The following is a 20,860-nucleotide window of genomic DNA, read 5'->3' on the forward strand; positions in this document are numbered from 1 at the left end:
CCGGGGTGTGCCGGCCCCGCCCCTTGATCCCTGTGCCGCGCATGTCATCCTTTGGCCCGCCCCGTTCCCGGCTGCAAGAGGTGCCCGTGACCCAGACCGACCCGATCTGCCCGCTCTGCCTGCGGCCGATCCCGGCGCATGTGCGGCAGAGCCTGCACCACCTGGTGCCGAAGCTCAAAGGCGGAAAGGACGGGCCGACGGTGCTGCTGCACCAGATTTGCCATTCGGAAATCCATGCCCGGTTCACCGAGGCCGAACTGGCGCGTGACCTGAACACAGTCGATGCACTGCGGGCGCATCCGGAGATGGCGAAATTTCTGGCCTGGGTGGCGCGTCGTCCCCCGGAATTCCACAGCCGCAGCGCAGGTGGGCGGCGCAAGCGCTAGAGGCGGAACAGCTCGCCCAGCACTGAGGCGCAAGCCACCGGGTCGTCGATCATCATCGCGTGGTCGACCCCGGGAATGACATGCACACCGACGCCGTGGGCGCGCAGCAGCTCCGGCTCCGGCGTATCGGGAACAGGTTGTTCCGCACGCGCCAGAAGGGTCTTTTCACCGTAGACGAAATGCCGCTTCATCGACATCGTCAGGAACCGCTCCAGGAAATCGTCGGACAGGTCAACCAGTGTGCGGGCATTGCCGTGTAGCCCCCTTGGGTCGCCACCCTGTCTGGCGGCCCAGAGAAAGCCGGCAAAGCTGTCGCCGCCGACCGCCTGTTGCGCCAGCCGCTGCATTCGGTCGGGGTTCACACTCGTGACGAAGGTTTCCGGGTCGCAGGCCGCGATCCGCCGGCTGGCCGCGCCGCCACCGGGGATCAGGTTGCCTTCGCAGACGACCAGCCTTGCGACAAGGTCGGGGCGTGCCTGGGCTAGAGCGATGGCAACCGAACCACCCATGGAATAGCCCAGCAGTTGCACGAGTTCGTTGCAGGCCGTGTCGAGGACCGCCGCGATGCTGCGCGCGTGGTCGTCGAGCGTGTAGCCGAAGCTGTCGGAATGGCCGCTGAGCCCGGAGCCGATGTAATCGACCATCAGAACGCGGCGGCCCCGGAATTCGGGCCGGGTCATCATCGGCAGGAAATTCGGCACCGCGGAAAAGCTGAAGCCGGGCAGGCAGACGATTGCCGGGCCTTCGCCGGGCAGTTCGGACCAGCGGATGACGGTCTGCCATTCGGGCAGGGGCAGGCTGTGCATGGCGATGGCCTTTCCTGTCTTTCCGAGACTTGCGCATCTCAGGGGGCCAGGGACCGAGCCTGCCCTTTCAACTCGGAGTAGTCCACCATCACATGGGTGCGATAGGCCGGGCGGGCGGTCAGCGTGGCGTACCAGTCCTGTAGCCCCTCGGGCGTCTCGCGCGGCAGGTCCAGCGTGAAATAGCGATACAGGACATGACCCGCCCAGATGTCGGCCAGGGACGGCCGGTCGCCCATCAGCCAGGGGGCCGTGCCGCGTTTTGCCATGGCCATGGCGGCCAGCGTTTCGAAGCGGCGCAGCGCCTTGAGCACCGCCGGCATGTCGCGGTCGGCCTCGGGCGTGCGGTAGAAGCCCCAGAAGACAGGCATCGTGAAGGCGGCGCAAAGCGTGTGCTTGGCCCATTCCGCCCAGGCGTCGCATTCGGGCGCGGTGTCGAATGGGCCGGGCCCATGACGACGCAGAAGGTAGCGCAGGATGGCCGCGCTTTCGAACAGCGTCACAGCGCCGTCCTGAAGCACCGGCACCAGCCCCATCGGGTTCATGGCGCGGAATTCGGGCGTGTCGTTTCCACCGAACCGGCCGCCGACGTCGCGCCGGTCGACGGTCAGGCCCAGCTCGGCCGCAACCCACATCACGGCCTGCACGTTCGACGAGGTCGCCCGCCCATGCACGGTGATGCTGGTGCCGGTCATGCCAGCCGCCCCCAGAGGTCGTATTCGCCGGCCTCGTCCACCTCGACCGTCGCGATCTGGCCGGGCAGCAGGCCCTCGGCGCCCTCGTCGATGAACAGGTTTCCGTCGATCTCGGGCGCATCCGCCTTGGTGCGGCAGGTGGCGATGCCGTCCTCGTCCACCTCGTCGACGATGACCTCCATCGTCTGGCCGACCTTGGCGGCGAGCTTCGCCTCGGAGATCGCCTGCGCCTTCTGCATGAAGCGGTCCCACCGGTCCTGCTTGACCTGTTCGGGGACGTGATCGGGCAGCGCGTTCGAGCGCGCGCCCTTGACGTTCTCGTACTGGAAACAGCCGACGCGGTCGAGTTGCGCCTCGTCGAGCCAGTCCTGCAGTGTCTGGAATTCGGCCTCGGTCTCGCCGGGGTAGCCCACGATGAAGGTTGAGCGCAGGGTGATCTCGGGGCACACAGCGCGCCAGGCGGCGATCTCGTCCAGCGTGCGCTCGGCGGCGGCGGGGCGCGCCATGCGCTTCAGCGTGTCGGGATGGGCGTGCTGAAAGGGAATGTCGAGATAGGGCAGCACGCCACCATCCACCATCAGCGGCACCAGATCGCGCACATGCGGATAGGGATAGACGTAGTGCAGCCGCACCCAGGCCCCCAGCGAGCCGAGGTCGCGCGCCAGGTCGAGAATCGGGAACTTCGCATCGCGATCCTTCCAGTCGGTGCCATAGGCGCTGGTGTCCTGGCTGATGACCAGCAATTCCCGTACCCCGGCCTCGACCAGTTTTTCGGCCTCGCGCATGACGGCCTTATGCGGGCGGCTGACGAGGCGTCCGCGCATGTCGGGGATGATGCAGAACTTGCAGGTGTGGTTGCAGCCCTCGGAGATCTTCAAATAGCTGTAATGCCTTGGCGTCAGGCTGACACCGGAGGCGGGCAGCAGGTCGACAAAGGGATCGGGCGCGGGCGGCACGGCGGCATGGACCGCGTCGAGTACCTGTTCGTATTGGTGCGGGCCGGTCACGGCGAGGACGCGGGGATGCGCGCCCGTGATATAGTCGGGCTCGGCGCCGAGGCAGCCGGTGACGATCACTCGCCCGTTTTCCGCCAATGCCTCGCCGATCGCCTCCAGGCTCTCGGCCTTGGCGCTGTCGAGGAAACCGCAGGTGTTCACGATCACCGCGTCGGCCCCGGCATAGTCGGCGCTGATGCCGTATCCCTCGGCGCGCAGCCGGGTGAGGATGCGTTCGCTGTCGACCAGCGCCTTGGGACAACCAAGGCTGACCATGCCGATGGTCGGCTGGCCGTCACGCACGGTTTCGGAAACGCGGGCGCGGGCGAGGTCGGGGCGAAGATCGGGCGGATTCTGCATGCGCGGCATATAGGCGGAAAAGACCCGCCACGGAAGGGCTCAGTCAGGGATGCCGGCGATGGCGAGATGGCGAAAGTATTCCTCCTCGAAATGGACGGCGGCGGGGGGCAGGCAGGCCTTGAGATAACGGATGGTGACATGCGGCAGCGCCTCCATCAGCCGCGCCACGGCGGCCTGTGCGGCGTCGAGCCGCCCCAGCCGGACATTGGCCGCCGCTACCATGCGCCAGGGCCAGATGACGCCGGGGTGTCGGCGCAGCCCCTCCTCGATCATGGCAAGTCCCTCGGTCGGGTCGTCGGCCCAGCGATAGGTCGCGGCGGCCCGGCCAAAGGTGATCTGGTGGGCGAACGGGTCCAGCGGGCTGAGGCGCTCGGCCCGGTCGAACGCCTCCAGCGATCCGGCCGTGTCGCCCGTGTATTGCCGCAGCCAGCCGAGGCGGATCCACGCCCAGGCATTGTTCGGATCAATGCGCAGGACGCGGTCGATACAGGTCTCGATCAGCGCCTTGTCCGGGCTGGCCTGCGAATAGGTGGCCGCGATGGCCAAGAGGGTCGGCGCGTGGTCGCCGACCTGTTCCGCCGCCCGCGCCGCAAGGCTCAGGGCGCGGGCGCGTTCCGCCACGGGATCGGTGGACCACATGTAGGTGTTCTGATGCGCATGGACCCACGAGCGCAGCGCCATCGCGGGCAGGTATGCCGGGTCGCGCTCCAGCGCGCGGTCCAGCAGCGCGCCCGCCTGCGCGTTGCCTTCGCGCCGCAGCGACCAGAACAGGGGATAGGCGGTCAGCATCAGTTCATAGGCGGTGCGGTCGCCGGGCGGCGTTTGACCGGCGCGGGCGATCTCGGCCGCGCGCAGGCTGGGTGAAACCTGACCCGCGACCTGCGCCGCGATGCGGTCCTGCAGGTCGAAGAGGTCGTCGAGCCGGTCGTCGAAGCGTTCCGACCACAGGAGATGCCCGTCCCCGCCCCGCACCAGCTGCGCGGCGATGCGAACCCGGTCGCCCACGCGGCGCACCGATCCTTCCAGCAGGTAATCCGCGCCCAGCCTCTCTGCCGCCTCGGGCACCGACAGGGCCTGTTCCCGCAGCGCATAGGCCGATTGTCGCGCGATCACGTCGAAATCCCGGCTGCGGCTGAGCGCGCCGGTGATCTCCTCGACCACGCCTTCGGCGAACATGTCGCTTTCGGCGGCACCCAGTTCGTCGAACGCAAGGACTGCCAGCGTGGCGCGCTCCGGCTTCTTGGCTCGTGGCTGGGCAGCTGCCGTGTCCTGCTCTGCCGCGCGCTCATCCCTCAACCAGTCCTCGAACCCTTCGGATGGCAGGTCGAACCCTTGGAGAAAGACACCGCCCTCACGGCGTGCCGTGACCTTGTGCGTGACCAGCCAGACCGCCTGCCTGTCCGCCTCTGCCACGTCGCCCAGCGCCTTGCGCAGCACCGACAACTCCTGCCGCAGCGAGGCGCGAGCCTGGTCCTCGCTGCGGTCCGACCACAGCAGATCGGCCAGTGCCCCGCGTTCCGCGCGCATCCCCGGCTGACAGGCGAGATAGGCCAGCATTCCCTGTGCCCGGCGGCTGATCGCCTCCAGCGGCGTGCCGTCCAGGTCGGCGCGGAAGGGGCCGGTCAGGTGCAGGGTCAGATGGGGCATGTCTTCCCGATCAGTGGATTTTGCGGTCTCTTGCGCGGATTTGACGGAACTATTGCACAAGGCTCCCGGTCCCGCAGCCCGCATTTTGCGGAGCTCTTGCGGGGTTGCCCGAGGATGGGTCCATCGCAACGAAGGAGACACACCATGGACCGCATCCTTTCCATCCCCCGCCTCGCCCGCCCCCGAACCGGCCTCATTGCCATGATTCTGCGCCGTGTCGGGCATGTCGCCCGGATACGGGCCGATGCCGCCCGCATCGACGCCCTGCCGCGCGACCGCCTGGAGGACATGGGGCTTTCCCCCCGCACCGAGGCCAACCGCCGCGACAGTGGCCAGGCTGGCCCGCCCCCCCGCGCGCCGCTTTGGTAAGCCGATCACGCGGATTCCCGCGCATGGGCATCCGATACCCGGCTGGACTCGATGATGCTGGCCGGTGGCCCCGCAAGAGCCCTTGCGGCGCTTGGTCGACTGCGCCACGCTTGCCGAAAACGGGAGGCAAGCATGCGGCTGATCTGGAAAACCCTCGGCTTTCTGGCCGTCCTTCTCGTGCTCCTGGTCGGCGGGCTGTTCCTGCTGCCGGCCGATCGCCTGGGCAAGCTGGCCGCAGACCAGTTGTCGAAACAGCTGGGACGCCCGGTCTCGATGGGCGAGGCGCGGATCGCCATCTGGCCCGTCGCCGGGATCGAGGCCGCAAACCTGACGGTGGCGAACCCCGGCTGGGCCGGATCAGAGCCTATGCTGACCGCGCGCGCGGCCTCCTTTGGGCTGGACCCGCTGTCTGCCCTGCGCGGCACGTTCGCCTTTCGCAGCATCGCCATCGACGGGCCGACCCTACGCCTGACCAGTGACGCACAGGGGCGGGCGAACTGGACCTTCGAAACGCCGTCAGGGGCGGGTGGAGGGCAGGGCGGCGGCGCCCGGTCCTCAGCGGCCCCGGCCGGGATCACGCTGGACAGGCTGTCGATCACCCGTGCCACCCTGATCCTGACAGGGCCGGGCGGCACGACGCGGATCGAGAATGCAGACATGTCCGTGCAATGGCCCGACGCGGCTGGCCCGATGCAGGCCGAGGCCCGGCTCGACAAGGACGGCCACCCGCTCCGCGTGTCCGCCCGGATCGAGGCGCCCCGCGCGCTGCTGGCGGGCGCCGCCGCGCCAGTGGCGTTGACGCTGGGAATGCCCGGGGGCGACATCGTCTTCGATGGCGCGCTGGGCGCTGCCCCCGAGGCGCAGGGCCGCGTCCGCCTGAACCTTTCCGACACGGCGCGCGCAGCCGCCGCGCTGGGCCAGGTCGGGCTGGACCTGCCCGAGGGTCTGGGCCGCAAGGTCTCTGGCACGCTTGACCTGACGCTGACGCGGGCGGGCCAGCTGGCGATCCGCGACGCCGCGCTGCAACTGGACGGCAACCGCGTGACTGCCGCCGCCGACATCACGCTGGCGGCCAAGCCGCGCGTGAATGCCAGGATCGAGGCCGAGGCGCTGGACCTGTCGGGCCTTGCGGGCGGCGCAGCCGAGGGCGGCAGCCGAGGTGGCAGCGGCGGCGGCAGCGCGGCGTCCGGCTGGTCGACGACCCCGATCGACGCCTCGGGCCTCGCCGCCTTCGACGGCGAGATCGGGCTGGTCGCGGGCAGCGTGACACTGGGCGACATGTCGTTCGGCGCCACCCGCGCCCTGATGACGGTCGAGAACAGCCGCGCCGTTTTCGACCTGCGCGAGTTGCGCGGCTATGACGGCCTGCTGACCGGCCAGTTCGTCGCCAACAACCGGGGCGGCCTGTCGGTGCGTGCCAACCTGTCCTTCTCTGACCTGGCGCTGCGCCCGCTGCTGACCGACGCGATGGGGATCGACCGATTTTCTGGCCCCGCCGATGGCAGCGTGAACCTGCTGGGATCGGGTTCGAGCATCGCGGCGATCATGGCATCGCTGTCGGGCGACGGCAGCCTGCGCGCCGGGCCCGGCCGGATCGAGGGCATCGACCTCGAGGCCGCGCTGGGCGGCAATGCCTCGGGCGGCACAACGATCTTCGACACCGGCACCGCGACCTTCCGCGTCGACGCCGGCGTGCTGCGCAACGACGACCTCGCGCTGACCCTGCCGCGGCTCAGGGCGCGCGGCGAGGGGCGCATCGACCTGGGCGCGCAGCGGCTGGACTACCTGTTCACCGTGCTCGACCCGCGGGCGCGCGGCGGGCGCGGGCTGGCCATTCCTGTCCGGCTCAAGGGGGCGTGGCAGGCCGTGTCCATCCGGGTCGATGCGGGCGAGCTGATCGATCAGAACCTGGCCGAGGAACGCGACAAGCTGGAACAGCAGGCTCGCGACAAGGTGAACGAGGCGATCGAGGACAGGCTGGGCGTCAAGGTCGAAGAGGGCCAGAGCGTCGAGGACGCGTTGAAACAGGAACTGGAAAAGCGCGCCGTGGATGGCATCCTCGACCTTCTGAAACGCTGAAGCCCCCTATCCCGGCCTTCGCCGATCTGGTTAACCTGCCGCCATGCTGGCCTATCTCGCCAAACGCCTCGTCTCCCTCGCGGTCAGCCTCGCGGTCGCGTCGCTGGTCATCTTCCTCGTGGTCGAGGTCGCGCCGGGCGATCCGGCCAGCTACATGCTGGGCATTAACGCGCGCCCCGACACGGTCGCCGCGTTGCGCGCCGAGCTGGGCCTTGACCTCTCGAAACCCGAGCGATACGTCGCCTGGGTCGGCGGCATGCTGACGGGCGATTTCGGCACGTCCTACACCTACCGCACCCCGGTTTCGCAGATGGTGGCGGACCGTCTCTGGGTGTCGCTGCCGCTGGCGCTCTATGCGCTGAGCCTGTCCACGCTGATCGCCTTTCCCGCCGGCCTTTATGCCGCGTCGCGCCGGGGGCGGATGGGCGACGCGGCGGTGATGGGGGCGACGCAGCTGGGTGTCGCGGTGCCGAACTTCTGGTTCGCGATGCTGCTGGTGCTGCTCTTCGCGATCAAGCTGGGCTGGTTCGCGGCGGGCGGATTTCCCGGCTGGGATGAGCCGCTTCAGGCGATCAAGGCGCTGACCCTGCCGGCCATCGCGCTGGCGCTGCCGCAGGCGGCGATCCTCGCCCGCGTGATGCGGTCGAGCCTCATCGACATCCTGGGCGAGGATTTCATCCGAACCGCCCGCGCCAAGGGCCTGTCCCCCGGCCAGGCCCTGCGCCGTCACGGGTTGCGCAATGCGCTGATCCCGGTGCTGACCATCGTCGGGCTGCAATTCTCGTTCCTGCTGGCGGGCGCGATCATCATCGAGCAGGTCTTCTTCCTGCCGGGCCTCGGGCGGCTGATCTTCCAGTCGATCACCCAGCGCGACCTGATCGTGGTGGAATCCGTGGTCATGCTGCTGGTCTTTGCGGTCATCGTGGTGAATTTCCTCGTCGATCTCGCCTATGCCGCCGTCGATCCGAGGCTGAGGACGCGCCGATGAACCGATCGCTGATCCTTGGTGCCGCGCTGACCGCGATCTTCCTTGTCGCCGCCGCGCTGTCCTTCCTCTGGACGCCCTACGACACCGAAACGCTGGTCATCGCCAACCGGCTGAAGCCGCCCTCGGCGGTGCATTGGCTGGGCACCGACCATTTCGGCCGCGACATCCTAAGCATGATCATGCTGGGCGCGCGCACCTCGATCGCCGTGGCGCTGGTTGCGGTGGGCATCGGCATGGGGCTGGGTGTGCCGCTGGGCCTTGCCGCCGCCGCGCACAAGGGCGGCTGGCTCGACGAGGTCATCTCGCGCGGCGGCGACCTCGTCTTCGCCTTCCCCAGCCTGGTCATCGCCATCCTGATCACCGCCGTCTTCGGCCCCGGCGCCACGAATGCCATAATCGCCATCGGCATCTTCAACATCCCTGTCTTCGCCAGGCTCACCCGCGGTGCGGCCCTGTCTCTCTGGACGCGGGAATTCGTCCTCGCCGCTCGCGTGGCGGGCAAGAACCGCGCCCGCATCAGCGTCGAACACATCCTGCCCAACGTGATGAACCTGCTCATCGTGCAGGGTACGATCCAGTTCTCCCTCGGCATCCTGGCCGAGGCGGGCCTGTCCTATGTCGGCCTCGGCGCGCAGCCGCCCATCCCCAGCTGGGGTCGCATGCTGGCCGACGCGCAGACCATGGTCACGCTGGCCCCCCATGTCGCCATCATGCCGGGCCTCGCCATCGTGCTGATGGTCCTCGGCCTCAACCTGATGGGCGACGGCCTGCGCGATGCGCTCGACCCCCGGCTGAAAGTCCTGCGCACATGACGTCTTCTGGCCCCAAATATCCCGGGGGAGCCGAGCGCAGCGAGGCGGGGGCAGAGCCCCCCCTTCTCGACGTCGACCGCCTGTCGGTGACCATCGGGGGCAAGACCATCCTGCACGCCATCTCCCTCCAGATCGCGGCCGGAGAGATCGTGGCGCTGACCGGCGAAAGCGGCTCTGGCAAATCCATGACGGCCCTGGCCACGATGGGTCTTCTGCCTGGCCGTGCACGGGCCAGCGGTGCGTTGCGCCTCGACGGCCGGGACCTGCTGCCACTGACCGAGCCGCAGCTTTGCGCCATCCGCGGCAAACAGATCGGCATGATCTTCCAGGAGCCTATGACCGCGCTCAACCCGCTCCAGACGATCCACACGCAGGTGGCCGAGACGATCCTGATCCACGGTGCCGCCAGCCGGGCCGAGGCCAGCCGCATCGCCGCCGACACGCTGGCCCGCGTCGGCCTGCCCCCCGACCGGATCAGCCACGACCGCTATCCGCACGAACTGTCGGGCGGCCAGCGCCAGCGCGTGATCATTGCCATGGCCATTGCTCTGCGACCGAAACTGCTGATCGCGGACGAGCCGACCACCGCGCTCGACGTTACCACCCAGGCGCAGATCCTGACGCTGCTGAAACGGCTGGTGCGCGAGGACGGCATGGCGCTGATGATGATCACCCATGACCTCGCCGTGGTGCATGACATGGCCGACCGGATCGCGGTGATGAAGGACGGCGAAATCGTCGAGACCGGGCCGACCCGCGCCCTCTTCGCTAACATGCGCCACCCCTATACCCGCGCCCTGTTCGAGGCATCACGCCACCGCGCCGTGTTGCACCGCCGCGAAGCCGCCGAGCCTTTGCTGCGGGTCGCGCAGGTCCACCGCGTCTATCCCGGTCCACGACAGGGCCTGTTCGGACCGCGCAGCGTCACGCAGGCGGTGCGCGGCGTCTCCTTCGACATCGCGCGGGGCGAGCGCGTGGGGCTGGTGGGCGAATCCGGTTGCGGCAAGTCCACCCTGACCCGCGCCATCCTGGGGCTGGAGCCGGTCACAAGCGGCACCATCACGCTCGACGGCCATCCGGTCTTTACCCACGGCCACCCGAACCTGTCGGTGCGTCGCAGGATGCAGGTCGTGTTCCAGGACCCCTATGGCAGCTTCAACCCGCGTCACCGCGTCGACCGGCTGATCACCGAGCCCTTTCACCTGCTGCCCGACCCACCCAGGGGCGCCGCCCGGGACATGGCCATCGACGAGGCGCTGAGCGCCGTGGGGCTCTCGCCCGACGACCGGCACAAGCACATCCACGCCTTTTCCGGCGGTCAGCGTCAGCGGCTTGCCATTGCCCGCGCCCTCATCATCCGGCCCGAACTGATCCTGTTTGACGAGGCGGTGTCGGCGCTGGACGTGCGGGTGCGGGCGCAGATCCTCGACTTGATCGCGCAGCTAAGCCGCGATTATGGCCTGACCTATCTGTTCATCTCGCACGACCTGAGCGTGGTGCGCGGCATCACCGACCGCGTGCTGGTGATGCAGGCTGGGCAGATCGTCGAACAGGGTCCGACCGACCGCGTCTTCGATGCGCCCGAACACCCCTATACGAGACAACTCATCGCGGCGGCCCCCGTGCTGCCGGAAACCGGAGGCCACGATGCTGCCGCCCCTGCCCATTGATCCCTCGCAGATGCTGATCGCCGGCGCATGGCGCCCGGCGGCGCAGACGCTGCCGTTGACCAACCCCTCGACAGGCGAGCAGATCGGCGCCATCGCGCGGGGGCAGGCAGCGGATATCGACGCCGCCGTAAGCGCCGCCCACGCCGCGAGAGACGGCGACTGGGGGCGCATGACCGCCGCCGAACGCGGCCGCATCCTGCTGCGGCTGTCGGCGCTGGTCGCCGCGCATGAGGATCTGCTGACCGAGGTGGAGGCGCTGGACGTGGGCAAGCCTCTGACCCAGGCGCGGGCGGATGCAAGGGCGCTGGCCCGCTATTGCGAGTTCTACGGCGGCGCGGCGGACAAGGTGCACGGGGCGACCATCCCCTATCTCGACGGCTACACCGTCTACACCCTGCGCGAACCGCATGGCGTCACCGGCCATATCGTGCCCTGGAACTACCCGATGCAGATCATCGGGCGCTCCGTCGGCGCGGCTCTGGCGATGGGCAATGCCTGCGTCCTGAAACCGGCCGAGGATGCCTGCGTGACGGCGCTGCTGTTCGCCCATCTGGCGCAGGAGGCGGGGCTGCCGCCTGGCGCGCTGAACGTGGTTCCGGGGCTGGGGGCCGAGGCAGGCGCCGCCTTGTCGGCGCATCCGGGTATCCAGCACATCAGCTTCACCGGGTCGGTCGCCACCGGGGCTGCGGTACAGATCGCGGCGGGGGCGAACGTGGTTCCGGTCACGCTGGAGCTGGGCGGCAAGTCGCCCCAGATCGTCTTTGACGACGCCGATCTGGACGCGGCTCTGCCCTTCCTCGTCAACGCGGGGCTTCAGAATGCGGGCCAGACCTGTTCCGCCTCCAGTCGCATCCTCGTACAGCGCGGCGTCTATGACACGGTGGCGCACCGCATGGCCGAGGCCTATCGCGCCAAGCGCATTGGCCCTGCCGACACCGACCCCGATATCGGCCCGCTCATCAACGCCCGCCAGAAAGAGCGTGTCCTTGGCTTTCTCGATCACGCCGCCGACCTGCCGCTGCTGGCGCAGGCGGTGCCCGGTAACGTGCCCGAGGGCGGGCACTACGTTCCGGCCTGCCTCTATGGTCCCGTCCCGCCACAACACAGGCTGGCGCAGGACGAGGTATTCGGCCCCGTGCAGGTGATGATCCCCTTCGATACCGAGGACGAGGCCCTGCGCATCGCCAACGGCACCGAGTATGGCCTTGTCGCCAGCATCTGGACCGATAGCGGTGCGCGTCAGATGCGGATGGCCAAGGGATTGCGGTCGGGTCAGATCTTCATCAACAATTACGGCGCGGGCGGCGGTGTCGAATTGCCCTTTGGGGGGATTGGCAAATCGGGCCACGGGCGCGAGAAAGGGTTCGAGGCGCTCTACGGCTTCTCGACCCTGAAAACGGTGGCCGCGAAACATGGCTAGAAGTTTCCTGATCCTTCTGGGGCTTTCTGTTCTGGCCGCGGGCCTGTTCGGTGCCCTGCACAACCAGCTGAGCTATTCGGTGGGCGCCAGCTATTTCCACGACCTGAAGTTTCCGCAATTCGGCATCGCCGAGGATTGGCGCAACCGGGCGGGTGCGGCGCTGGTGGGCTGGCGGGCCAGCTGGTGGATGGGGCTGGCGCTGGGCCTGCCAGTGTTCGGACTGGGGCTGGTGCTGGTCGACCGACCGAACCGGTTCCGGGCGCTGGGGCTGGCGGTGCTGGTTCTGGCCCTGATCCTGGCGCTGGCGGGCGCGATGGGCGGGCTGGCGTTGGGCATGATCGCGCCGGGCTATGCGGCGTCGCTGCCGCTGCCCGAGGAGATCGGCAACCCCGCCGGCTACCTGCGCGCGGCCCTGATGCACGAAGGCGCCTACATGGGCGCCGCGCTGGCGCTGCCCGCGGGGCTCTGGATCATGTGGCGCGCGCGACGGGGCGCGGGCCCGAAGGAAAGGAAAAAGGCATGAGGTTCACCGACAAGACTGCCATCGTCACCGGGGGTGCCTCTGGCATTGGCGCGGCCATCGCCCGGCGGCTGCGGGACGAGGGCGCCACAGTCATGCTTTGGGACATCAGCACGGGCAACCTGGACGCCATGGGCGAGAGCTTTGGCACGCGGGTGATCGACGTGACCGACGCGGGCGCGGTCGGTGCCGCGATGCAGGAGGATTCGAAGGCCATGGGCGGCCTGTCGATCCTCGTCTGCTCTGCCGGGATCACCGGGCCGAACATGCCCGTCGCGGATTACCCGCTGGACGCCTGGCACAAGGTGTTCGACCTGAACCTGCACGGGCTGTTCTATTGCAACCGTGCCGCCGTGCCGATCCTGCGGACGTCGGGCAAGGGGCGGATCGTCAACATCGCGTCGATCGCCGGGAAAGAGGGCAACCCGAATGCCAGCGCCTATTCCGCATCGAAGGCGGCGGTAATCGGGCTCACGAAGTCTCTGGGCAAGGAGCTCTGCGATACCGAGATCACGGTGAACTGCATCGCGCCCGCCGCCGTCGAAAGCCCGATCTTCGAGCAGATGACGCCGGATCACATCGCCTACATGAAATCGAAGATCCCGATGGGCCGCTTCGGCACGCCGGAGGAGATCGCGGCGATGGCCTGCTGGCTGGCGAGCGACGAGGCGTCGTTCTGCACGGCGGCGGTGTTCGACCAGTCGGGCGGGCGGGCGACATACTGAGGGAGGGTGACATGAGGCTTGAAGGCAAGCGCGCCATCGTGACGGGCGCGGGATCGGGGTTCGGCGCGGGCATCGCGCGGCGATTCCTGGCCGAGGGGGCGATGGTGATGGTCGCCGACATCAACGAGGAGGCCGCGCGGGGCGTGGCCGAGGAATTTGGCGGCATCGCGCATCACGCGGACGTGGCCGACGGCGCCTCTGTCGATGCGATGATCGCGCGCGGGATCGAGGTGATGGGCGGCATCGACATCCTCGTGAACAACGCGGGCGTCACCCATCTGCCCGCCCTGATGGAGGACGTGACGGAGGCGGATTTCGACCGCGTCTTTGCCGTCAACTGCAAGTCGATCTACCTCGCCGCGCGCACCCTCGTGCCGCACATGAAGGCGGCCAAGGCAGGAAACATCCTGAACATCTCGTCCACGGCGGGCCTGTCTCCGCGGCCCCGGCTCAACTGGTACAACGCCTCGAAGGGCTGGGTGAACACGGCGACCAAGGCGATGGCGGTGGAACTGGCGCCCTCGGGCATCCGCGTCAACGCGCTGAACCCGGTGGCGGGCGAGACGCCTTTGCTGAAAAGCTTCATGGGCGAGGACACGCCCGAGATGCGGGCGAAATTCCTTGCAACGATCCCGCTGGGCCGCTTTTCCACGCCCGAGGACATGGCCAATGCCGCGCTTTACCTGTGTTCGGACGAGGCCAGCATGGTGACAGGCGTCTGCATGGAAGTGGATGGCGGGCGCTGTATCTGACGGCAAGGGAAGGGCAGGGCATGCGCCCCGGAGCAAGAAACCTCATCACCGATGTCGCGGGCTTTCGCGTCGGCAACGCGCAGGATGCGGGGCTGAAATCCGGCGTCACCGTGCTGACGGCGGACGCGCCCTTTGCCGCGTCGGTCGCGGTTCTGGGCGGCGCGCCCGGCACGCGCGAGACCGACCTGCTGGCCCCGGACAAGAGCGTGCCGGGGGTGGATGCGCTGGTGCTGGCAGGCGGCAGCGCCTTTGGCCTCGCCGCCGCGCAGGGCGTGATGGAGGCGCTTCATGCGGCTGGGCGCGGCTTTGCCGTGATGACCGCGCGGGTGCCCATCGTGCCGGCGGCTATCCTGTTCGACCTGCTCAACGGTGGCGACAAGGACTGGACCGAGAATCCCTATCCCGCGCTTGGGCGGCGGGCGCTGGGCGCGGCGATGCCGGATTTCGTGCTGGGCTCTGCCGGGGCAGGCATGGGGGCGCAAACGGCCATGCACAAGGGCGGCATCGGCTCAGCCAGCCTGGTGCTTGACGATGGGATCACCGTGGGAGCGCTGGTGGCGGCAAACCCGATGGGCAGTGTGACGACGCCCTCGGGGCGGCATTTCTGGGCCGCCCCTGCCGAGTTCGGGGACGAGTTCGGCGGGCTTGGCCCCGACCCGGCGAAGGGCTGGCAGAAACCGCCGCCCAGCCGCCGGATGCGCGCCATGGCGCAGGCCAACACCACCATCGCCATCGTGGCGACCGACGCAGCCCTGACCAAGGCGCAATGCCATCGCGTCGCCGTCGCGGCCCATGATGGCATCGCCCGCGCGATCCAGCCCGCGCACACGCCGCTGGACGGCGATTTGGTCTTTGCCGCAGCCTCCGGCGCGCAGGTGCTGAGCGAGCCAGAGATGCAGCTGCCGATGATCGGCCACGCGGCGGCGGTCTGCCTGGCCCGTGCCATCGCCCGCGCCATCTGGCTGGCCGAACCCGCACCGGCTGACACGCTGCCCACGATACGGCAGGACCTGGGCCATGCCTGAGGTCGCGCTGAACGGAATCACCCTGCACTACGAATTGGCTGGAGAGGGACCGCCGCTGTTGCTGGTGCCGGGCATGCTGTCTGACGGCGCCAGCTGGCAGCCGCTGGTTGCGCCTTTGGCTGATCGGTTCACCCTGATCCTGCCGGACCTGCGTGGTGCGGGCCGGACCCGGCCGCTGGATGCCGAGATCACGCTCGAGCTGCTCGCCGCCGACATGCTGGCGCTGGCCGATCACCTTGGCCATGCAAGGCTGGCCGTGGCTGGGCATTCCCTGGGCGGGCTGGTGGCGGCGGTCATGGCGGCGCAGGCGCCTGAGCGGTTGACACATCTGGTCATGCTGGCCTCGACCCCGCTGCCCTCGGCGCGGCTGCCGGCGATCTTCGCGACGCTTTGCGCCCTGCGGGAACAGGGCGGCGACGGCTGGCAGCGGATGCTGTTCGCCTGGCTGTTCAACGACGCCTTCTTTCGCGACCGGGCAGCAGTGGAGGCTGCGGTGACCGCAGCGCTGGACTATCCCCATGCGCAGCCGCTAGCGGCGATGCGGCACCAGACCCGCGCGCTGGGCCGGATCAACCTGCGCGCGCTGCCTGCGAGCCTGCCGATGCCCACCCTGGCACTGCTGGGGGCCGAGGATGCGCTGATCGCGCCCGGCCCTGCCGAGGCCGCCTGGAAGGCAAGGGGCGCAAGCACACGGGTCCTGCTGGGCCTCGCGCATTCCCCGCACTGGGACGCGCCCGAGGCCGTCGCGGCAGATATCGCCGGGTTCCTATCGGCGGGGCTGTAGCACCTGCTGCGCAATGCCCACCACCATCAGGTAAAGCGAGGTGGCGACCAGGCCCCAATGGGCCCAGCTTTGCGGGTGGAAATCGACCCAGGCCGCCCAGCCCGCGAAAAAGGTCCAGGCCAGCGCCACGGGCAGGGACAGGCCGCGCCAACGCTCGGTGCGGACGGGATGGATGAACTTCAGCGGCAGGAACATCGCCACCGCCAGCGCCGCGACGATGCCCAGGATCACCCAGAAATTCGGCTCGATCGCGAACATGACCAGTACGACCATGTTCCAGCAGCTGGGAAAGCCGTGAAAGGAATTGTCGGATGTCTTCATCCGGCTGTCGGCGAAGTACAACGCGCTGGCGAAGGTAATGACGATGATCGCCATCCAGCCGGTCCAGCCTGGCAGCAGCCCCGACTGGAACAGCGCGAAGGCCGGGATGAAGACATAGGTCAGGTAGTCGATGATCAGGTCCAGCAGCACCCCGTCAAAGCGGGGTGCGTTGGTCTTGACGTCATACTTGCGCGCCAGCGGGCCGTCGATCCCGTCCACGGCAAAGGCCACGACCAGCCACAGGAACATGATCGACCATTGCCCCTGCGCGGCGGCCAGAAGCGCCAGCATGGCAAAGACCGCACCGGTCGCGGTGAGGAGGTGAACGCAGAGGGCGCGGGCCTGTGGTGTCATGAAGCCGTCATGGCGCAAAAGCCCTGCGGTTGCAAACGCTGTGCATGGCGGATCAGTCCTTTGGAGAGGGCGGGTCTGCCATCAGCGCGGCCAGCGCCTCCAGGCCCTGGCCCATGCCCTCGGGCATGTGCGCGGCAGCGCCGATGCGGGCGTCATCGGGCTTGTTCTGGCTGAGTTTCCAGGTGCTCTGGATATCGGTGATCTCCAGCCGGAAAGGCAGGATGCTGCGCAGGAAGCGTTGATGCGTTTCCTCGGTCAGCTTGTCCATCGTCCAGGGCTTTTTTGGCAGCAGCCGGCCCTCGTAGGCGGCGGACTGGCGGGCCAGTAGGCTGTCGAGCGTGTCATGCGGCATGGGGTGCAGCAGGCCGGTGAAACTGACGGCGACATAGTTCCAGGTCGGCACCTGGTCGTCGATCCCGTACCAGTCGGGCGAGACGTAGCCATCGGGCCCCAGCACGTCCAGACGCGCGGGCATGGGTTCCTTCAAGGCGCGGGCGATCGGGTTCGACCGGACAAGGTGCAACTCGGCCATGCCGCCGTCATCGGAGACCAGGAAGGGGATATGCGCCAGGTGCGGCACGCCCTCGGCCGCAATGGCCAGCACGCCAAAGCCGCGGTCGCGGGCAAAGGCAAGGCTGCGGGCCGCGTCGGTCTTGCGGTAGATCGGGTTGGGATGCATCGCGCTCTCCTGCTGTTGCGCGGCGTTGGCGCGGTGTCAGCCTGCGAGAAGGCGGTTGCCCTGTTCACCGGCGATCACGGCGCTGACGATCTGGCCCACGGGCTGCGGCCTGGCAAAGGTGACTTCTGCGAATTGCTCTGTCCGCCCCATATCGGGGGCCTCCATCAGCACGCGATGGGTGACACCCCTTTGCGCGGCCAGGTGGCGGGTCACGGCGACCTCTCCGGTGGCGCGCAGGCGGGCCGCGCGCTCCTTGATCGTGGCGCCGGGCACCTTGCTGGGGATCTTCGCGGCAGGCGTGCCGGGGCGGGCCGAATAGGGGAAGACGTGCAGCCAGGTCAGGTCGCAATCCTCGACCAGCTTCAGCGAGTTCTCGAAATGGGCGTCCGTCTCGGTCGGGAAACCGGCGATGATGTCGGCGCCGAAGGTCATCTCGGGCCGCAGGCGCCGCGCCTCTTCGCAGAAGGCGATGGCGTCGTCGCGCAGGTGGCGGCGCTTCATCCGCTTGAGGATCAGGTCGTCGCCATGCTGGAGCGACAGATGCAGGTGCGGCATCAGGCGCGGTTCGGTCGCGATGGCCTGCATCAGGTTCTCGTCGGCCTCGATGCTGTCGATGCTGCTGATCCGCAGGCGCGGCACGTCGGTCAAGCGCAGGATGCGCATGACGAGGTCGCCAAGGCGCGGCTGCCCCGGCAGATCGGCGCCCCAACTGGTCAGATCGACCCCGGTCAGCACGACCTCGTTGAAGCCTTCCTGCACCAGCCGTTTGACCTGGTCCACGACGACGCCCGCCGGAACCGACCGCGAATTGCCCCGGCCGTAGGGAATGATGCAGAAAGTGCAGCGGTGGTCGCAGCCGTTCTGGACCTGCACGTAGGCGCGTGATCGCGTGCCGAACCCATCGATCAGGTGGCCGGCGGTTTCCGTCACCGACATGATGTCGTTGACCATTACGCGCTCTGTCTGGCCCACGAAATCGGGGGTCAGGCGCGCCCATGTCTCGGGCTTCATCTTTTCGGAATTGCCGATGACCGTGTCGACCTCGGCCATCGCGGCGAAACTGTCGGGGTCGATCTGTGCGGCACAGCCGGTGACGATCAGGCGCGCATCCGGATGCTCGCGGCGCAGGCGGCGGATTTCCTTGCGTGCCTTGGCCACGGCCTCTGTCGTGACGGCGCAGGTGTTCACGATCACAGCGTCACCGATCCCGGCCTCTTCGGCCATGCGCTTCATCGCTTCCGTCTCGTAGGCGTTCAGACGACAGCCGAGCGTGGTGAACCTGGGCGGGGTCATTGCGCCAGCCAGTCCGGTGTCAGCACGCCGTCAAAGACATGCGCCGTGGCGCCGGTCATCCAGACGCCGTCCTCGCGCCAGTCGATCTCCAGTGTTCCGCCATCCAGCTCGATCGTCACGCGCCGCCCGGTCAGGCCGCGCCGCGCGGCGGCGACGGCGGTCGCGCAGGAGCTTGATCCTGAGGCCAGTGTCACGCCCACGCCGCGTTCCCAAACGCGCATCCTCAGCCGGTCGGGGCCGATCAGGCTGGCGACCTGGACGTTGGTGCGCTGCGGATAGAGCGGGTGATGCTCATAGCGCGGACCGAAGGTGTCCAGCGGGATCGCCTCGGCATCCGCGACGAAGAAGGTGCAATGCGGGTTGCCCATGCCGGTCGCCGTGGGGGCGCCCTCGATCGGCAGTTCCAGCGTGTCCATCGCCTCGGCCAGCGGAATGTCCTGCCAGTCCAGCTGCGGCGGCCCCATGTTGACTGAGGTCAGCCCACCACCCGCATCGACCGCCTGCAAGACGCCGCGATCCGTGGTGAGGGTCAGCGCGGTCCTGCCGGTCTCGTCCATCAGATAGCGCGCGATGCAGCGGGTGGCATTGCCGCAGGCAGCACTGGTGGACCCATCGGCGTTGTAGAAGGTCAGATGCGCGTCCTGCCCGGGTTCGATCAGCGCCAATTGGTCAAAGCCCACGCCGCGATGCCGGTCCGCCAGCCGCTGCGCCAGGTCGGGCGTCACGGTGACGGCGCGCGCACGCGCGTCGATGACAACGAAATCGTTGCCAAGCCCGTGCATCTTCATGAAAGGCAGGCCATCTGCGCGCGTCTGGGTCATGGCGCGGATATACGCAGGGCGGCGCCCGGAATCCAGCCTTGCTAGCGTCGCCCGGCGGCGATCTTGCGAAACTGCGCCTCGGCGGCCTCGAGGTAAGGTGTCAGCAGGAAGGTCAGCGGGTGCTGGTCGGCAAAGAAGGCCGCCACGCCGCAGAGATGCGCAGCGAAATCGGGGTCCTTGCCCACGTCGTCCTTCTGCCGGATCTCGTCCTTGGCGCGCCAGCCGCGCGACTGCACCTCTTCGAGGATCAGCTTCAGTCGCTGGATGCAGTGCAGCGCGGTGTAGACGGTGAGATAGGACATGTAGTCGTATCGCTCGTGCCCGCAGTCCGGGTCGAATCCATCCTCGACGATGTCGAACATGGTCTCGCCGTCCAGCGGCCAGGTCTCGTCGCCGATCAGCCAGGCGAAATCCTCGGCCCCGTGGCGCAGGCCGGCGTATTCGAAATCGAACCATCGCAGCCGCCCGGCCTGGTCCAGCGCGGCATTGCCGGACCGGCAGTCCCATTTCACGAATTGCTGCCCGGAATGGTCCAGCACCTCGGCGATGGCGACCCGGTCAAAGCCCTTGGACAGGGGTTTGCCCAGTACAGGTTCGAGAATCTCGACCCCGGCGATGAAATTTTCGATCCAGGATCTCGAGTTGCCCAGATGCGGCAGGGTCTGGGTCAGGTCGGTCTGCCGGGCCGCTGCCTGGATGCGGAAGATCGCCGCGACGGCGTCTTCGGCCAGCGCCACCTGATCGGCCGGGCGCAGCGTGACGACCTCGCGGTTCAGGCGGCGTTCGCCGACATCCGACTGGAACATGATGTCGCCCACCACGCCATAGCAGACGGGGATGTCGTCACAGAAAGGTGCGAGTCGTTGCAGGATATGCGCCTCGAGATGGGTGCGGCGGAAATTGGGGCGCAGCGACCCGATCACCGTCCTGTCGTCGAAATGCAGCCTCAGGCTGGCGCGGGAGGTTCCGCCCGGCGCCGTGATCTCGCGCACCTTCTGCCCGAAGAAGGCCTCTGCCTCTGACCTGAGCCGCTGCTGGCGGCGCGTCGTCGCGTTCATGGGGCGAATCCGTCTGTTATCCGTGCCTGATCTAGCCAGCCTATTGCGCATTGAATTGGAAGTCGTCGTGGCGATTCGATGGCGGGCCCAAGGCTGCAATGTCGGGGTATCGGTGACTTTTCAGCGGCAAAGAGCAACCTGCATCGGAATTGTTTCTGGGCGCGCAGGCAAACACTCCGGGAATGTGACGACAATTTTGCGAAAAGACGGCGGTGCCGCATGCTCGGCCGATCATTGCCGGGAAGCCCGTGCAGGTGCCGCCAGAAAACCGCCCGCGCAGGTCCCACCGATTTCAGAGTGAAAG

21 protein-coding genes are annotated in these 20,860 nt (G+C 68.2%); 12 read left to right on the top strand and 9 right to left on the bottom strand.

The genetic code is table 11. The annotated features are described in order from the left end of the window. Window positions 1–41: 41 nt before the first annotated feature. A complete protein-coding gene (locus KB874_RS17800; RefSeq protein ID WP_212537909.1) occupies window positions 42–386 on the top strand; it encodes an HNH endonuclease in 345 nt (114 codons plus the stop codon). On the opposite strand, the gene KB874_RS17805 is transcribed toward KB874_RS17800, so the two are convergent. From KB874_RS17805 to KB874_RS17820, 4 genes are read right to left on the bottom strand one after another with little or no spacing between them, the layout of a single operon-like run. Then, on the bottom strand, window positions 383–1,192 hold the full coding sequence (locus KB874_RS17805; protein WP_212537910.1) for an alpha/beta fold hydrolase: 810 nt from the start codon (window positions 1,190–1,192) through the stop codon (window positions 383–385). The genes KB874_RS17800 and KB874_RS17805 overlap by 4 nt on opposite strands. A 38-nt stretch (window positions 1,193–1,230) precedes the next feature. Then, window positions 1,231–1,884, bottom strand: coding sequence for a glutathione S-transferase family protein (locus KB874_RS17810; RefSeq protein WP_212537911.1), 654 nt, complete (start codon window positions 1,882–1,884; stop codon window positions 1,231–1,233). Then, complete coding sequence (rimO, locus tag KB874_RS17815) at window positions 1,881–3,248, bottom strand: 30S ribosomal protein S12 methylthiotransferase RimO (protein WP_212537912.1); 1,368 nt, start codon at window positions 3,246–3,248, stop codon at window positions 1,881–1,883. Before rimO ends, KB874_RS17810 begins: the two co-directional genes overlap by 4 nt. A gap of 30 nt (window positions 3,249–3,278) precedes the next feature. After that, window positions 3,279–4,886: a hypothetical protein gene (locus KB874_RS17820; protein WP_212537913.1), complete on the bottom strand. Its 1,608-nt coding sequence runs from the start codon at window positions 4,884–4,886 to the stop codon at window positions 3,279–3,281. A gap of 144 nt (window positions 4,887–5,030) precedes the next feature. Between KB874_RS17820 and KB874_RS17825 the strand changes: the two genes are divergently transcribed. From KB874_RS17825 to KB874_RS17875, 11 genes are all read left to right on the top strand, one after another. Continuing rightward, complete coding sequence (locus tag KB874_RS17825) at window positions 5,031–5,255, top strand: hypothetical protein (protein ID WP_212537914.1); 225 nt, start codon at window positions 5,031–5,033, stop codon at window positions 5,253–5,255. A gap of 132 nt (window positions 5,256–5,387) precedes the next feature. After that, window positions 5,388–7,334 carry an AsmA family protein gene (locus KB874_RS17830; protein ID WP_212537915.1) on the top strand — a complete coding sequence of 649 codons (1,947 nt, stop codon included), beginning with the start codon at window positions 5,388–5,390 and terminating at the stop codon, window positions 7,332–7,334. Between the two features lie 43 nt (window positions 7,335–7,377). Continuing rightward, window positions 7,378–8,322 carry an ABC transporter permease gene (locus KB874_RS17835; protein ID WP_212537916.1) on the top strand — a complete coding sequence of 315 codons (945 nt, stop codon included), beginning with the start codon at window positions 7,378–7,380 and terminating at the stop codon, window positions 8,320–8,322. Next, the gene (locus KB874_RS17840; protein WP_212537917.1) at window positions 8,319–9,134 is read left to right on the top strand and encodes an ABC transporter permease; all 816 of its coding nucleotides are present in this window, start codon (window positions 8,319–8,321) and stop codon (window positions 9,132–9,134) included. Before KB874_RS17835 ends, KB874_RS17840 begins: the two co-directional genes overlap by 4 nt. Next, window positions 9,131–10,804, top strand: a complete 1,674-nt coding sequence (locus KB874_RS17845; RefSeq protein WP_212537918.1) for an ABC transporter ATP-binding protein — start codon at window positions 9,131–9,133, stop codon at window positions 10,802–10,804. The genes KB874_RS17840 and KB874_RS17845 overlap by 4 nt, the downstream gene beginning before the upstream one ends. Continuing rightward, a complete protein-coding gene (locus tag KB874_RS17850; RefSeq protein ID WP_212537919.1) occupies window positions 10,782–12,224 on the top strand; it encodes an aldehyde dehydrogenase family protein in 1,443 nt (480 codons plus the stop codon). The genes KB874_RS17845 and KB874_RS17850 overlap by 23 nt, the downstream gene beginning before the upstream one ends. After that, complete coding sequence (locus KB874_RS17855; RefSeq protein ID WP_212537920.1) at window positions 12,217–12,747, top strand: hypothetical protein; 531 nt, start codon at window positions 12,217–12,219, stop codon at window positions 12,745–12,747. Before KB874_RS17850 ends, KB874_RS17855 begins: the two co-directional genes overlap by 8 nt. Next, a complete protein-coding gene (locus KB874_RS17860) occupies window positions 12,744–13,469 on the top strand; it encodes an SDR family NAD(P)-dependent oxidoreductase (protein WP_212537921.1) in 726 nt (241 codons plus the stop codon). Before KB874_RS17855 ends, KB874_RS17860 begins: the two co-directional genes overlap by 4 nt. Before the next feature lie 11 nt (window positions 13,470–13,480). Next, window positions 13,481–14,221 (top strand): SDR family oxidoreductase, encoded by a 741-nt coding sequence (locus KB874_RS17865; protein WP_212537922.1) that lies wholly within the window; start codon window positions 13,481–13,483, stop codon window positions 14,219–14,221. A gap of 20 nt (window positions 14,222–14,241) precedes the next feature. After that, window positions 14,242–15,246 (top strand): P1 family peptidase, encoded by a 1,005-nt coding sequence (locus KB874_RS17870; RefSeq protein WP_212537923.1) that lies wholly within the window; start codon window positions 14,242–14,244, stop codon window positions 15,244–15,246. Next, the gene (locus tag KB874_RS17875) at window positions 15,239–16,030 is read left to right on the top strand and encodes an alpha/beta fold hydrolase (RefSeq protein WP_212537924.1); all 792 of its coding nucleotides are present in this window, start codon (window positions 15,239–15,241) and stop codon (window positions 16,028–16,030) included. Before KB874_RS17870 ends, KB874_RS17875 begins: the two co-directional genes overlap by 8 nt. Here the strand turns inward: KB874_RS17875 and KB874_RS17880 are convergent. Genes KB874_RS17880 through KB874_RS17900 form a run of 5 tightly spaced genes read right to left on the bottom strand, consistent with a single transcriptional unit; the run spans window position 16,013 to window position 20,556 of the window. Beyond that, the gene (locus KB874_RS17880; RefSeq protein ID WP_212537925.1) at window positions 16,013–16,705 is read right to left on the bottom strand and encodes a CDP-alcohol phosphatidyltransferase family protein; all 693 of its coding nucleotides are present in this window, start codon (window positions 16,703–16,705) and stop codon (window positions 16,013–16,015) included. The two genes, KB874_RS17875 and KB874_RS17880, sit on opposite strands and share 18 nt — an antisense overlap. A gap of 52 nt (window positions 16,706–16,757) precedes the next feature. Beyond that, the gene (locus KB874_RS17885) at window positions 16,758–17,384 is read right to left on the bottom strand and encodes an FMN-binding negative transcriptional regulator (protein WP_212537926.1); all 627 of its coding nucleotides are present in this window, start codon (window positions 17,382–17,384) and stop codon (window positions 16,758–16,760) included. Window positions 17,385–17,420: 36 nt separating this feature from the next. Beyond that, window positions 17,421–18,677, bottom strand: a complete 1,257-nt coding sequence (gene mtaB, locus KB874_RS17890) for a tRNA (N(6)-L-threonylcarbamoyladenosine(37)-C(2))-methylthiotransferase MtaB (RefSeq protein WP_212537927.1) — start codon at window positions 18,675–18,677, stop codon at window positions 17,421–17,423. Further along, on the bottom strand, window positions 18,674–19,498 hold the full coding sequence (dapF, locus tag KB874_RS17895) for a diaminopimelate epimerase (RefSeq protein WP_212537928.1): 825 nt from the start codon (window positions 19,496–19,498) through the stop codon (window positions 18,674–18,676). The genes mtaB and dapF overlap by 4 nt, the downstream gene beginning before the upstream one ends. Window positions 19,499–19,539: 41 nt before the next feature. Beyond that, window positions 19,540–20,556 (bottom strand): hypothetical protein, encoded by a 1,017-nt coding sequence (locus KB874_RS17900; RefSeq protein WP_212537929.1) that lies wholly within the window; start codon window positions 20,554–20,556, stop codon window positions 19,540–19,542. Between the last annotated feature and the right edge of the window lie 304 nt (window positions 20,557–20,860).

The organism is Thetidibacter halocola (assembly GCF_018224955.1).
GTDB classification, from domain to species: domain Bacteria; phylum Pseudomonadota; class Alphaproteobacteria; order Rhodobacterales; family Rhodobacteraceae; genus Thetidibacter; species Thetidibacter halocola.

Bases quoted from the DNA above. Each gene is read 5' to 3' on its own strand.
- KB874_RS17800 (WP_212537909.1), top strand. From the start codon at position 42: ATGTCATCCTTTGGCCCGCCCCGTTCCCGGCTGCAAGAGGTGCCCGTG.
- KB874_RS17805 (WP_212537910.1), bottom strand. From the start codon at position 1,192: ATGCACAGCCTGCCCCTGCCCGAATGGCAGACCGTCATCCGCTGGTCC.
- KB874_RS17810 (WP_212537911.1), bottom strand. From the start codon at position 1,884: ATGACCGGCACCAGCATCACCGTGCATGGGCGGGCGACCTCGTCGAAC.
- rimO (WP_212537912.1), bottom strand. From the start codon at position 3,248: ATGCCGCGCATGCAGAATCCGCCCGATCTTCGCCCCGACCTCGCCCGC.
- KB874_RS17820 (WP_212537913.1), bottom strand. From the start codon at position 4,886: ATGCCCCATCTGACCCTGCACCTGACCGGCCCCTTCCGCGCCGACCTG.
- KB874_RS17825 (WP_212537914.1), top strand. From the start codon at position 5,031: ATGGACCGCATCCTTTCCATCCCCCGCCTCGCCCGCCCCCGAACCGGC.
- KB874_RS17830 (WP_212537915.1), top strand. From the start codon at position 5,388: ATGCGGCTGATCTGGAAAACCCTCGGCTTTCTGGCCGTCCTTCTCGTG.
- KB874_RS17835 (WP_212537916.1), top strand. From the start codon at position 7,378: ATGCTGGCCTATCTCGCCAAACGCCTCGTCTCCCTCGCGGTCAGCCTC.
- KB874_RS17840 (WP_212537917.1), top strand. From the start codon at position 8,319: ATGAACCGATCGCTGATCCTTGGTGCCGCGCTGACCGCGATCTTCCTT.
- KB874_RS17845 (WP_212537918.1), top strand. From the start codon at position 9,131: ATGACGTCTTCTGGCCCCAAATATCCCGGGGGAGCCGAGCGCAGCGAG.
- KB874_RS17850 (WP_212537919.1), top strand. From the start codon at position 10,782: ATGCTGCCGCCCCTGCCCATTGATCCCTCGCAGATGCTGATCGCCGGC.
- KB874_RS17855 (WP_212537920.1), top strand. From the start codon at position 12,217: ATGGCTAGAAGTTTCCTGATCCTTCTGGGGCTTTCTGTTCTGGCCGCG.
- KB874_RS17860 (WP_212537921.1), top strand. From the start codon at position 12,744: ATGAGGTTCACCGACAAGACTGCCATCGTCACCGGGGGTGCCTCTGGC.
- KB874_RS17865 (WP_212537922.1), top strand. From the start codon at position 13,481: ATGAGGCTTGAAGGCAAGCGCGCCATCGTGACGGGCGCGGGATCGGGG.
- KB874_RS17870 (WP_212537923.1), top strand. From the start codon at position 14,242: ATGCGCCCCGGAGCAAGAAACCTCATCACCGATGTCGCGGGCTTTCGC.
- KB874_RS17875 (WP_212537924.1), top strand. From the start codon at position 15,239: ATGCCTGAGGTCGCGCTGAACGGAATCACCCTGCACTACGAATTGGCT.
- KB874_RS17880 (WP_212537925.1), bottom strand. From the start codon at position 16,705: ATGACACCACAGGCCCGCGCCCTCTGCGTTCACCTCCTCACCGCGACC.
- KB874_RS17885 (WP_212537926.1), bottom strand. From the start codon at position 17,384: ATGCATCCCAACCCGATCTACCGCAAGACCGACGCGGCCCGCAGCCTT.
- mtaB (WP_212537927.1), bottom strand. From the start codon at position 18,677: ATGACCCCGCCCAGGTTCACCACGCTCGGCTGTCGTCTGAACGCCTAC.
- dapF (WP_212537928.1), bottom strand. From the start codon at position 19,498: ATGACCCAGACGCGCGCAGATGGCCTGCCTTTCATGAAGATGCACGGG.
- KB874_RS17900 (WP_212537929.1), bottom strand. From the start codon at position 20,556: ATGAACGCGACGACGCGCCGCCAGCAGCGGCTCAGGTCAGAGGCAGAG.